The sequence below is a fragment of the Embleya sp. NPDC050493 genome (assembly GCF_044458105.1).
In the GTDB taxonomy this organism is placed as follows: domain Bacteria; phylum Actinomycetota; class Actinomycetes; order Streptomycetales; family Streptomycetaceae; genus Embleya.
This window is the reverse complement of the sequence record NZ_JBITHP010000017.1, coordinates 152163-164915: the sequence shown is the minus strand read 5'-3', so window position 1 is coordinate 164915 and position 12753 is coordinate 152163. Positions and strand designations below refer to the sequence as shown.

Annotated in this window: 9 protein-coding genes; 3 read left to right on the top strand and 6 right to left on the bottom strand. The window is 70.8% G+C overall.

The window, feature by feature from the left end; translation table 11 throughout:
* Positions 1–51: 51 nt before the first annotated feature.
* Positions 52–1005, bottom strand: a complete 954-nt coding sequence (locus ACIBM5_RS29155) for a slipin family protein (protein WP_396009494.1) — start codon at positions 1003–1005, stop codon at positions 52–54.
* An 855-nt stretch (positions 1006–1860) separates the two neighbouring features.
* On the bottom strand, positions 1861–2292 hold the full coding sequence (locus ACIBM5_RS29150) for a hypothetical protein (RefSeq protein WP_396009493.1): 432 nt from the start codon (positions 2290–2292) through the stop codon (positions 1861–1863).
* A gap of 639 nt (positions 2293–2931) precedes the next feature.
* Here ACIBM5_RS29150 and ACIBM5_RS29145 point away from each other — a divergent pair.
* A complete protein-coding gene (locus tag ACIBM5_RS29145; RefSeq protein ID WP_396009492.1) occupies positions 2932–4395 on the top strand; it encodes a hypothetical protein in 1464 nt (487 codons plus the stop codon).
* A gap of 132 nt (positions 4396–4527) precedes the next feature.
* Here the strand turns inward: ACIBM5_RS29145 and ACIBM5_RS29140 are convergent, their stop codons facing one another.
* The 4 genes from ACIBM5_RS29140 to ACIBM5_RS29125 form a co-directional block, all read right to left on the bottom strand.
* Complete coding sequence (locus ACIBM5_RS29140) at positions 4528–5796, bottom strand: alpha/beta fold hydrolase (protein ID WP_396009490.1); 1269 nt, start codon at positions 5794–5796, stop codon at positions 4528–4530.
* Between the two features lie 275 nt (positions 5797–6071).
* Positions 6072–6863, bottom strand: coding sequence for a GntR family transcriptional regulator (locus ACIBM5_RS29135; RefSeq protein WP_396009489.1), 792 nt, complete (start codon positions 6861–6863; stop codon positions 6072–6074).
* A gap of 161 nt (positions 6864–7024) precedes the next feature.
* Entirely contained in the window at positions 7025–8434 is a 1410-nt protein-coding gene (locus ACIBM5_RS29130; protein WP_396009488.1) for an aldehyde dehydrogenase family protein, read from the bottom strand.
* A 175-nt stretch (positions 8435–8609) separates the two neighbouring features.
* Positions 8610–9521: a dihydrodipicolinate synthase family protein gene (locus ACIBM5_RS29125; RefSeq protein ID WP_391584690.1), complete on the bottom strand. Its 912-nt coding sequence runs from the start codon at positions 9519–9521 to the stop codon at positions 8610–8612.
* A gap of 362 nt (positions 9522–9883) precedes the next feature.
* On the opposite strand from ACIBM5_RS29125, the gene ACIBM5_RS29120 reads away from it, so the two are divergent.
* Positions 9884–10888: an ABC transporter permease gene (locus ACIBM5_RS29120; RefSeq protein WP_396009487.1), complete on the top strand. Its 1005-nt coding sequence runs from the start codon at positions 9884–9886 to the stop codon at positions 10886–10888.
* 59 nt (positions 10889–10947) lie between these two features.
* Positions 10948–12714, top strand: coding sequence for an ABC transporter substrate-binding protein (locus ACIBM5_RS29115; RefSeq protein ID WP_391584688.1), 1767 nt, complete (start codon positions 10948–10950; stop codon positions 12712–12714).
* Positions 12715–12753: the final 39 nt, after the last annotated feature.

The window sequence follows — 12753 nt, the reverse complement described above, 5'->3', positions numbered from 1 at the left end:
TCGCCCCTCACGCACGCCGAGCTACGCCGAATGGACCGCGCCGGTCGCCCGTCAGCGGTTCGCGGAGGCGATCGAGTCGCCCGGCGTCATCGGCGGCGTCGCCGCCCGCCGGATGCCCCGGTTCTTCAGGTGATGCGGATGCGGACGAGCCCGGGAGGCCGTCGGCGGGCGCACGTGCGTCGGCGTCCGCCCGATCCCCGCCGCCGTGCGGTCGGTGACCGACGCGCTGCCCGGACCCGACGTGGCGGTGGCGTTCTCCAGGAAGCGCAGGAGTTCCACCGGGAAGGGCAGCACGACGGTCGAGTTCTTCTCGGCCGCCACCTCGACGATGGTCTGGAGCAGCCGCAGTTGCAGCGCCGCGGGGCTGCGCGTCATCACGTCCGCCGCGGAGGCGAGCTTGCGCGACGCCTGGAACTCGCCGTCGGCGGTGATGATCCGCGATCGCCGTTCCCGCTCGGCCTCGGCCTGCCTGGACATCGAGCGCTTCATCGACTCCGGCAGAGCCACGTCCTTGATCTCCACCCGGTCGATCTCCACGCCCCAGCCCACCGCGGGCGAGTCGATCATCAGGGCCAGGCCCTGATTGAGCGCCTCGCGGTTGGACAGCAGATCGTCCAGGTCGCTCTTGCCGATGATCGAGCGCAACGACGTCTGGGCGACCTGCGACACCGCGAACACGTAGTCCTGCACCTCGACGGTCGCCTTGACCGGGTCGTTCACCCGGAAGTACACGACGGCGTCGACGCGAACGGTGACGTTGTCGCGGGTAATGCCGTCCTGGGCGGGGACCGGCATCGTCACGATCTGGGTGTTCACCTTCCGCAGGCGGTCCACGATCGGCACGATCCGGGTCAGGCCGGCCTCCCGGATCGGTACCTGCACGCGGCCCAGGCGGAACACCACGCCGCGCTCGTACTGACGGACCACCCGCAATCCGGCCCCGGCGAGCAGTGCGGCAAGCGCGGCGAGGGCGCCGACAACGATGAATACGAACAGCAGGATCATGGCCCACTCCGGTGCCTAGTGCCGCGCCCGGCGACGTTTGCCCCGTCGCGGTGTTCGGTGCGGTGCATCGGCGTGCCGCCGGAACGTTCTCGTACCGGAGTACTCGGACGTTTCGGCGGGGCGGCGAGGTGCCGTGCCGGGCGCCGCGACGGGGTGAACGTCGCCGGGCGCGGCACCAGCGACTGCCCCGAGCAGGCGGGCGTCCCCGAGCGTCCCCTGAACCTCCACTGTAGCTCCGGCCGGCTGCGGTCGACCGTGATCGACTCGGCCCGAAGTCGGCGCGCCACGAGCCCGAACGGCTTTCGGGTCGCCGGGGGACGGCGATCCGGGTCGTGCATACGTTTCCCGCGGGCGGCCGGACGCTTCCGCTGTGCGGCGCGAATGGTACCCGGTCCGATATCCGCGGCCCGGTGCTGCGTGCTGCGTGCGCATAAGCCGTCGGGCCGATGGCGGATCATCGAATGCCGGGTGGGCCGCGGGCATCGCGAATGGAAAAAGAAGATCGAGATTTGTTACTGCTCCATAATTGTCGGAACCGGCTCGGATTCGCCGTCGATATTCGATCGTCGAATGTCCGTTCCGGGTGGATGCGCACACGGCCGAGCCGCTGCCTTCGGGCAGCGGCTCGGCGTGTGTTCTCGGGCTTGCGCAGGGCTCCGGGGGGTGTTGTACGTTCGTACTCCCATCCGCCCCGCCGTTCTCCCGGGCGGCGCTCGGGTGGCGGCGGTTGTGCCGGGGCCGAGGGTGCTCGTGGTTCTGTCCGTACTTTCACTACGGACAGCACCGTTCACGAGTACCCGAGGCCGGACCGACCCGAGGGGTTCGGATCGTTGCGAGGAAGCGCGTCCCGTTCGGTCAGATCGGGAAGCCGGTGGGAGGCGGCGACGCCTTGAGGGTGCAGGTGACGGTCAGCCCGGGCGGGGTGATCGTCATGACGATGCTGCTGGGCGCACTGGGGATGGCCACACTCCCCGCTTTCTGCAGGACGATGCTGGAGTGGAAGCCCGCACTGATTGCCGTGGGGTTGGCCAGGCCGCTCTGGTTGCCGGTCAGGGTTCCCGTGATGCCGCCCGCCGGGATGGCGGTCGGCACGAAGTAGCTCAGGTTGGCCGTCAGCGTGAGCAGGTTGCTCGCACTGCGGGTGAACGTGGCGCCGACCGAGCTGCCGTAGACGCCGCAGTCGTAGGTCGCCTTGCCCGTGCCCGCCGCGGAGGCCGGGGTGACCATGGCCGCGGTGGCGCCGATCGCGCACACCGCGGCGATGACCCCGCTTTTGATCTTCGACATGAGAACAGGTCCCTTCCGCATCGACACCCGAAGGGCGGGACTGCGCAGCGCACACGCGGCCCCGAGCGCCGAACGTGATGCAGTGATTGGCATTCGTGAGAACCGGGCCGGACAGCCCGGACGTGGCCGTGCGGTTGCGTATCTTGCCCGTGGTTCGGCAAATACGATAAAGCAAAGTTCCCCAAGGATCGCCCGCAGGTCAAGACCCTTCGTCGGGAAACCGTAACGTCGGTGAAACCCGGACACCGATAAAATGATCTTGGATATGTGATCGCCCTCGGACTCGACACGTGTCACCTGAATCGGCGGTACGCCGCTATTGATTTCCGAGCCCTTTGCGTACAGATTCCCCACCATCATTGGACCTCCGTATGCCGCCCCGGCATCCGACGGAAGTCGATCGTGTGTGGCTCGGAGCCGGGACGACCTGCGGAAGCGACATTCCACCCGCCCGCGGCGGGTGGGGTCGGTTCACGAAGGAGCACGGTTTTGGGGTTACGAAGATTGCTCCCCCGCAGGGCGACGGCCGCCGTGGTGGCGGGGGTTCTGGGGGTGGCGGGGGCCGCGGCACTGGCGCCGGCCGCACATGCCGCGCCCATCGAGTACACATCGCAGTGCACGAACCAGACACTGCCGAACATGCCGATCGATCCGTCACGGACCAAGGTCGACATCTCCGTGGATCCGGTCAAACCCACGTACCGGGTGGGTGACACCATCACGGTGAACTGGAAGTGGTTGTCCTACGGCATCGTGCCGCCGAACACTCCGATCGTGACCAAGGTGGAGAAGGACTCGACCCTTCCCAAGGGCAAGATCGGGTTGTCCGGTGCGCAGACCCGCGAGATGGACGTCGAGGGCGAACGCAAGAATCCCGAGACTCCGCTCGGCCAGGAATTGATCGTCACCGACATGAAGGGCACCGTCACCCTCACCGACGCCGGCGTCGTCAACCTGACTCCGCTCCAACACTCGACGTGGACGATGGCGTTCGGCTTCGACTCCGAGACCCGGTGTCTGCCCACGACCCCGGTCCCGGTGGGTGCCTCCATCACGGTGGAGCCGGGCGAGGTGCGGTTGCCGGTTCTCCAGGCGCCGGACGGCGACGTCTACACGGGTTCGACCATCGCCCTCACCGGCAGCAGGTTCGCACCGAACGGCACCCCGCAGGTCGCGCTGTGCGCGGCGGACGGCAGCGGCTGCGATGCGGCCAAGTTCTTGACGAACACGCTCGCCATCGACGCCCAGGGCAACCTGACCGGGTCCGCGACGCTGTATCCGTTCGGCATCGAGGACGGTCGGTACGTGGTGCGGGTCTCCGACGGCGCCAAGGAGGCGACGGACACCCTCTCCATCAAGGCGTTCGTGCCGGGGCAACGGGTCCTCACCGCCGACCGGGCATCCGGCCCGGTGGGCACCGCGGTCAAGCTCGAAGGCCACGACTGGGTTCCCAACTACGAACTCCAGATCAGCGGTGTGGACGCCGACGGCAACATCACCGACGTCCCGATCAGTGTCATGACCTCTCCCGACGGCAGGTTCTCCGTCGAGTACGTCATCGGCGCCGCCGAGGACGTCGCGATCCGCGCCGTCGCGGGCTTCGACGACAACGGCATGACGGTTCCCTTCCGGGTGACCGACGACGGCACCCTGGGGCAGTCGATCACCGGCACGATCACCCCCGGCGGCCTGACCATGACCCAGGCGGCGACCCGGATCGACTTCGGTACCACGACCCTCGACGGCCGGGAGCAGACCATGCACGCGGCGCTGAACCGGGTGACCGTCGTCGACGCGCGCGGCAGCGCACTGGGCTGGCAGTTGACCGGATCGGTGTCCGACCTGAAGTCGGACCGGGGCACCATCCCGGCCGCGAACGTGGCCTGGACGCCGTCCTGCGCGGCGGCCCCGGGCAGTCCGTCCACGGTGACCTCGGGGTCGACCGGCCCGATCGGGTCCGGCGCGACCCTGTGCTCCCAGGCGCCGGGCACCGCCGGACCGACCGGCGGCAGTTTCACCGCGGACGCCGCACTGGCCCTGACCGTACCGGCGTTCGCGACGCCGGGCACCTACGGAGGGACGATCACGCTGACCCTGTCGTGACCGAACCGGCCCGGCCCTCGCGCGAGTTCGGGTAGGCGGCCCCGGCGGATCGTCCGACCCCGTCCGAACGGACGCGGCAGACGATCCGCCGGGGCCTTCGCACGGCCGGACACCGGGAGGTGCGGCGCCCGGTCAGGCTCGGCCCGTGGCCATGTCCATCAGCCGGGACAGCACGGCGTCCCCGGAGGCGGCGACGCCGTCGTGCTCCCACTCGTTGGTGACCCACGTCCGCACCGCGCCGACCTCGCGGGCGGTCCGCAGGGAGAGCGGGGCGTCGACGTACATGTCGTCGTGGTAGACGACCGCGGCCACCGGGACCCGGTTGGCGGCCAGCCGCTCCCGGTCGTACAGCAGCGGCCAGTCGGTGCGCTCGGCGAGGATCCCGGCCGCGTCGGCGAACGGCCGAAGTCCCGCGATCTCGTCGAACATCCAGGGGTGGATCGTCTCGCCGGTGAGCAGCAACGGGTCCGCGTCCTCGGCGAATTCGGGGAGGGCGGCCATGGTGCGTTCGGCGGCCCAGCCGGTGGCACGGTCCCCTTGGGCGTAGATGGACTCGTGCAGGACCGCGAACAGCGGGTTGTCGACGAAGCCGGTCAGGTTCGTCACCTGCGCCAGGAAGGTGTCGGAGAGTTCGCCGGACCGCGCGTCGAGCGCCTCGTCGAGCAGCCAGTGCACCCGCTCGAAGCCGTCTCCCATGCCGAAGACCAGGCCGAGGGTGCGCAACCGGCGCACGGTCAGCGGGTCCCCGTCGGGCAGCCGCACCCGACCGCCGGCGACCGTGTCGGCAATCCGCCGCAGCCGGGCGACGTCGTCCGGATAGCGGTCGCGATACTCGGCGTTCTTGTCCCGGATCCGCGGGTAGGTCCGCGCGTACACGTCGTCGGCGGTGCTGGACAGGCCGGGCAGGCCGCCGGTGATGTAGCAGCGCCGCAACCCCTCCGGGGCGTGCGACAGGTAGGTGAGCGTGATGAAGCCGCCGTAGCTCTGGCCGAGCGTCTCCCACGGCTCGTCGCCGCACAGGCTCCGCCGGATCGCCTCGGCATCCGCCACGATCGCGTCGGCCCGGAAGTGCGCGAGGTGATCGGCCAGTTCGTCGGCCGACGGGAAGCGCTCCGCGGCGCGGGCGGTCAGAGGGGTGCTGCGCCCGGTGCCCCGCTGATCCAGGAGCAGCACCCGGTGGGTCTTCGTGGCGTGCCGCAGCCAGCCGGGCGTACTCGCGGTCGGGCGGGGGGACTTGCTCCCCGGCCCACCCTGGAGATACAGCAGCCAGGGCAACGGTTCGTCGGCGCGGGCCGGGTCGGCGACCTCGCGGGCGAAGACGTCGATGCGCGGGCCGCCCGGATCGTGGTGGTCCAGGGGGAGGTCGAACACGTGGTCGGTGACCGCGTATCGGTAGCTCATGGGTGCCTTCCTGGGATCGCCGGCGGTGTCGGCGCGGCCGGGGCCGGTGCGGAATGGGGGCATGCCGAGGAACCGCCGCCGGGCGCGGCGGTGGGCTTTCTCGTGGGTTGGTGGTCGGACGATCCGGGGTGGTCCGTTACGGGTTCGGGAGCCGGGGGCGGGGTTCGTCCGACGCGGGGCCCGGCCCAGGCGGAGCCGGCCGGCGCCGACTCGGGAATCCGCGCCGGGGCCGGGAGCCGCTGCACGCTCCCGGCCGCGACCGCGGCGACGCGACCTCACTCCGCCGCGGGTTCGCCCTCCGGGGCGGACTCGCCTGCCGGGTCGGACTCCTCTGCCGGATCGGACCAGAGCGAGCGGATGTGGCCGAGGTGTTCGGTCATCGCCCGACGAACGCCCTCCCCGTCCCCGGCGAGCAGCAGGTCGAGGATCTCCTCGTGTTCCCGCGCCGAGGCCACCAGCGCGCCGCGTTCGGCGAGGCGGGTGAGTCCGTACAGGCGCGAGCGCTTGCGCAGGTCGCCGACGACCTCGACCAGGCGCTGGTTGCCGCCCAGTTCGAGGAGTCCGAGGTGGAACTGTCGGTCGGATTCCAGGTAGCCGATCAGGTCGCGCCGCTCCGCGGCGGCCACGATGGCGGCGGCCACCGGACGCAGTGCCTGCAGCGCGGCGGGGTCGGCCGTCTCGGCCAGGCGCACGATGACGGGGACCTCGATCATCGATCGAATCTCGGTGTATTCGTCGAGGTCCCGGGCGGACAGCGCGGTCACCCGGAAGCCCTTGTTGCGAACAACCTCGACCAGTCCTTCCTTGACCAGATCCAGCATCGCCTCGCGCACCGGGGTGGCCGAGACACGGAACTGGGCGGCCAGGCTGGGTGCCGAATAGATGACGTCGGGACGCAGTTCGCCGGCGATGAGGGCGGCCCGCAGGGCGTGCGTCACCTGATCGCGCAGGCTGCGGCGCTCCTGCACGAACGGCAGGTCCAGCGGCCGCTCCCGCAGGTTCGTCACGGCGGCGGTCTCGCCGGTTCGGCCGGTGGGCACTTCGGCGTGCGCTCTCATCGGGTGCATCCTCCCTCGAGGCCGGCTTCGCCTCGAATAGCCATACAATGTGCAATGTTACAGTCTATCGGTCACCTGCCCTACCCTCCCATCGTTTCCCGGCACTCCGACACTCCGGTACGTCGACGCCTCGCTGTCTCGACGCCTCGCTGCCTCGGTGCTCGGACGTCTCACCCGCCGCCCGTCGGGTTCGCCGGCAGCAGACTCACCGTGCAGGTGGCGGTGTAGAAGTCCGCCGCGGCGCGGCCCTGTTCGCGTGGTCCGTGGCTGGATGCCTTCGTGCCGCCGAAGGGCAGGTGGAAGTCGACGCCGGTGGTGGGCGCGTTGACCTTCACCAGGCCGGTGTCGATCCGGTCGACCACGGCGAGCGCGGCGTCCAGGTCGCGGGTGTGCACCGAGGTCACCAGGCCGTGCGGCACGTCGCGGGCGAGCGCGATGGCCTGCTCCAGGTCGCCCGCGCGCTGAAGCACCGCGACGGGGCCGAAGACCTCCTCGCGGAGCGCGGCGTGCCCGGCCGGCACCTGTTCCAGGATCGTCGGGGTGGCGAACCACCCCGCACCGTCGTGGGCCGATCCCGAGGTCAACACCCGACCGCCGGCGGCCGTGGCGGAGTCGAGCGCGGCGCGGACCCGGTCGCGGGCCGCCTCGGTGACCACCGGCCCGCACACCGTCGCGGCGTCGGCGGGGTCGCCCACCGGCAGCGCCCGGGTGGCGGCGTCCAGTGCCTCGCGCAGCGGATCGGGGTCGCCCACCACGATGATCCGCCGGGTCGCGGTGCACTTCTGCCCGGCGTAGCCGAACGCCGCCGCGATCAGCTGGGCCGCGGTGGACCGCACGTCGGCGTCCGGCAGGACCAGCGCGGCATTGCAGCCGCCCATCTCGGCCTGGACCGGGACCCCGCGGGCGGTGCCGGCCCGGACCACGTCCAGCCCCACCGCGGTGGAGCCGGTGAAGGACACCACGTCCGCGGCCTCGACCACGGCCGCGCCCGTGCCGGCCTCGCCCGGCAGCACGGTGAACAGGTCGGCGGGCAGTACCGCGTCGAGCAGTTCGGCCAGTTGCTGCGCGCAGCCGAGCGCCTGCGGGGCGGGCTTGAGCAGGACCGCGTTGCCGGTGGCCAGCGCCGGCGCGGCCTTCCAGAGCGGGATGGCCAGCGGGAAGTTCCACGGCGTGATCAGCCCGGCCAGGCCGTACGGGCGACGACGGGTCAGCAACAGGCCGGGACCGGCGGCGGGTTCGTGCACGGAGCCCACCGGGTCGTACACCTGCTGCGCGTTGTAGCGCAGGATGGCGACCGCGCGGGCGACCTCGCCGCGTGCCTCGGTGATCGGTTTGCCGACCTCGCGCACGATCAGGTCGGCGAATGTGTCGGCCGAGGCGGCGAGCCGGTCGGCGGCGGCGCCGAGCGCGGCGCAGCGGGCCGAGGCACCGGCCGCCACCCAGCCCCGCCCGGCGGCGCGGGCGCGTTCGGCGGCGCGGTGCACGTCGGCGGGCGGCACCGCCGGGGCCTCGGCGACGAGTTCGGCGGGGTCGGCGGGGTTGTGGCTGCGGACGAGTGATGCGGCGGACGTGATGGTCACGGCGGGAAGCCCTTCGGGAAGGGGTCGGTGGGATCGGACGGGTACGACACGGTTCCGGGGGGCGAGTCGCGGGCACGCGGGACCGGGCGGCCGCGCATGGCATCGGCCTTTTTTTCGCGAACACGGTTGTGTCGTATAGGTGTTGACGGTGCGTCAGGCGGTACGGCCGGCCTGTTCAGCTCAGCCCGGCCGCGACGGCGCGCTCGGTCGCCAGGCGGATGGCCTGCTGCATCTCGGCGTTCAGCGGCCGGCGCGGCGGACGGCAGGGGCCGCCGGGCTTGCCGACCACGTCCATCGACAGCTTGATCGCCTGGACGAATTCGCTGCGGGTGTCCCAGCGCAGCAGCGGCTGGAGGATGTCGTACAGCTCCCGCGCCCGGGTCAGGTCGCCGGCCACGGAGGTGCGGTAGAGCTCGATGCAGGCGTCGGGCAGCACGTTGAGGAAGCCGCCGATCCAGCCCTTGGCGCCGGCCACGGCAAGCTCCAGGAGCACGTCGTCGGCGCCGGCCAACAGGTCCAGGCCGGGCGCGAGTTCGGCGATCCGATAGGCGCGTCGGGTGTCGCCGCTGAACTCCTTGACGCCGACGATGTGGCCGTCGGCGTGCAGCTTCGCCAGCAGCTCGGGGGCCAGGTCGACCCGGGTGTCGAAGGGGTTGTTGTAGGCGACGATCGGCACGCCGACCGAGGCCACGTCGGCGTAGTGCGCGTGCACCTCGGCGTCGTCGGCACGGTAGCCGTTCGGCGGCAGCAGCATGACCGCCTCGGCACCGGCCTCCGCGGCCTGTTCGGTCCACCGGCGGGCCTCGGTCGAGCCGTACGCGGCCACGCCGGGCATCACCCGGTCACCGCCCACGGCCTCGACCGCGACGCGGACCACCCGGGCCCGTTCCTGGTCGGTCAGGACCTGGTATTCGCCCAGGGAGCCGTTGGGCACCACACCGTCGCACCCGGCGTCGACGAGGCCGCGCACGTGCTCGGCGTAGGCGTCGTAGTCGATGCTCAGATCCGCGTGCAGCGGCAGCGGGGTGGCGACCATCAGGCCGCGCCAGGGGCGGAGGGTGCGGTCGATGGAGATCGCGTCGGACATGGGGACTCCTTGGCTTTCGGCTCGGTTGTGACTCGGCTGTCGACGTCGAGGCCGGAATCGGCATCGGGAATGCGGGACATGCGGGGCGTCGGATCGGTGGTGCCGCGCTCGGGGCCGTGATTCGGCGCATCCGCTTGGGTCACGTCAGTACAATGTCACATTGCTCTTGCGTTGCGCCAGACCCGTCCCCGATCAACGTAGCCGGCCGGACGGGAAGGAAAACCGCAGGTGAATGGTAAAGGAATTGCAAATACAATGTCGCACCTCAAATGTGACACGACTCAGACCTTGACCATTGAGTCGGCCCTGGGCAGAGTTCCCCACCATTACCCACCCCGCCGCCTCCCGAGAGGCCCGCCGTCATGACCACGCTCGCGCCCCCCACGGATCCGCCGGTGGACACGGATCCGCCCGTCGCCGACACCGCCCCCATGGGGCTGCGCCCTTCGCAACTCGCCTGGCGTCGTTTCCGCCGCGACCGCACCGGGATCGTCGCCGCGTGCGTCGTCGCCGTGTTCGTCGTCGCGGGCCTGGGCGCACCGCTGTTCGCCAAGTGGTACGGGCACGACCCCTACACCACGTACGGCCAGAACCGGCCCGGCCTGCTCAACGAGTTCGGCTTTCCCGTCGCACCCAACGGCGGCATGTCCGGCGAGTTCTGGCTCGGCCTGGAACCCGGTCTCGGCCGGGACGTGCTCACCCAACTGCTCTACGGCATCCGCACTTCGCTGCTCATCTCGCTGGCCGTGGTCGCGATCGTCACCGTGCTCGGCGTACTGGTCGGAGTGACCGCCGGCTACCTCGGCGGCGGCACCGACTACCTCGTGGGCCGATTCATCGACGTCATGCTCAGCTTCCCGTCGACGCTGTTCTTCATCGCCTTCACGCCGGTGGTCACCTCGCTGCTGACCCACCCGGGCGAGCAGATGTCCCCGCTGCTGCGCGGGGCGGTCATCGTCGCGGTGCTCTCCGCATTCGGCTGGGCCTCGGTGGCGCGCCTGTTGCGCGGTCAGGTGCTCTCCCTGCGCAGCCGCGAATACGTCGAGGCGGCGCGCGTGATCGGCGCCTCGCCCGGCCGGGTCGTGCTGCGCGAGCTGCTGCCCAACCTGGTCACCCCGATCCTGGTCAGCGCCTCGATGGCGGTGCCGACCTACGTGACCACCGAGGCCGCCCTGTCCTACCTGGGCGTGGGCATGGTCGAACCCACCCCCGACTGGGGGCGGATGTTGCTCAAGGGCGCCGAGGTCTACCGGACCGACATCACCTATATGTGCGTCCCCGGCATCTCGATGCTCGTCTTCGTGGTCGCCTTCAACCTCTTCGGCGACTCGGTCCGCGACGCGCTCGACCCCAAGAGCGACCGCTGAGCCCCGGGCACCGGCGCCCTCGCCACACCGCACTCGCACGGCAACCCTCGGAAGGAACCATGAACCCTCGCCGCAGACCCACTCGCCTCACCCGAACCGCGCTCGCCACGCTCGCCCTCGCCCTCGGCGCGGCCGCCTGTTCCGGCGGCGGCGGCACCCCCGCCGGCAAGGAGCCCGGCAAGGGCGCCCCCAAGGCCCAGGTCCGCGCCGTGTCGATCGGCGCCGCCGCCGAGTCGAAGGGCCCGGCCAAGGATCTGCCCGGCGCCAAGCCCGGCGGCACCGCCACGGTGCTGGAGCGCGCCGACTTCAACCACCTGGACCCGGCCCGCGTCTACGTCTCGCACGAGCAGACGGCCGAGTTGCTGATCTCCCGCCAGCTCACCACGTACAAGCAGGAGGGCGACCACACCACCCTGGTCGGCGACCTGGCCACCGACACCGGGACCAGCCCCGACGGCGGCAGGACCTGGACCTTCACCCTCAAGGAGGGGCTCAAGTACGAGGACGGCTCGCCGATCACCGCGCAGGACGTCAAGTACGGCGTCGAGCGCTCGTTCGCCAAGGAGATCACCGGCGGTCCGACCTGGATCCAGGAATGGCTCGTCGGCAACCCCGACTTCCGTTCGGTGTACGACGGCCCCTACGGCGGTCGTGAACTGGACGCGATCAAGACCCCCGACGCGCGCACCATCACCTTCGCGCTCCCCGCCCCGCGCGGCGACTTCCCGTTCGCGGTGGCGATGCACACCAGCACCCCGGTGCCGCGCGCCAAGGACACCAAACTGGAGTACGACAAGCACCCGTTCTCCAGCGGCCCCTACAAGATCTCCACCCGCGAGATCGACAAGTCCATGACGATGGTCCGCAACGAGCACTGGGACCCGAACACCGACGCGGTCCGGCATGCCTACCCCGACCAGTGGAAGTTCGAGTTCGGCGCGTCCAACCAGCAGATCAACGAGCGGCTGATCGCGGCCAACGGCGGCGACCGCTCGGCCATGACCTTCCGCGTCGCGGTCGGTCGCGAGGTCGCCCAACAGGTGCTCACCACACCGGACTTGAAGGCCCGCACGGCGGACGCGGCCACCCCGTACACCGAGTACTTCGAGATCAACAACCGCCGGCAGACCAACCCGAAGGTGCGCCAGGCGCTGATCGCGGCGTTCCCCAAGGAGCAGGTGCGGCAGATCATGGGCGGCCCCGCCTACGGCGAGTTCGCCACCACGCTGATGGGCCCGACGGTGCTCGGGTTCGAGCCCTACGACCTGGCCGGCGTGCCGAACACCGGTGACATCGCCAAGGCCAAGCAACTGCTCGCCGAGTCCGGCACCCCCAACCCCACCATCGTCTACGCCTACAACCAGACCCCGCTGTGGGAACAGGTCTCGGTGACCATCGTCCAGGCCCTCCAGCAGGCCGGTTTCAAGGTGGTCCCGCAGCCGATCAACGACAAGAGCTACTACACCGAGATCGGCCGCGTGGACAACAAGTACGACCTGTACTGGGCCGGCTGGGGCGCCGACTGGCCCAGCGCCGCGACCGTGCTCCCGGCCAAGTTCGACGGTCGCAAGATCATCGACGACGGCTCCGTGTACAGCCTCTACAACAACCCGGCGATGAGCACCGAGATGGACCGCATCACCGCGATGTCGGACGTCGTCGCGGCCGGCAAGGAGTGGTCGAACCTGGAGAAGAAGATCATGGCCGAGGCCCCGGTCGTGCCGTTCGTGTACAAGCGCCAACTGACCCTGTACGGGCCCGGCCTGGGCGGCGTACGGGTCGGCTTCATCGGCTCGACCTACCCGACCGACGTCTGGGTCAAGTAGCCCCCGGGCGGGGGGGGGCGCCCCGCCCCCCCCGGGGGG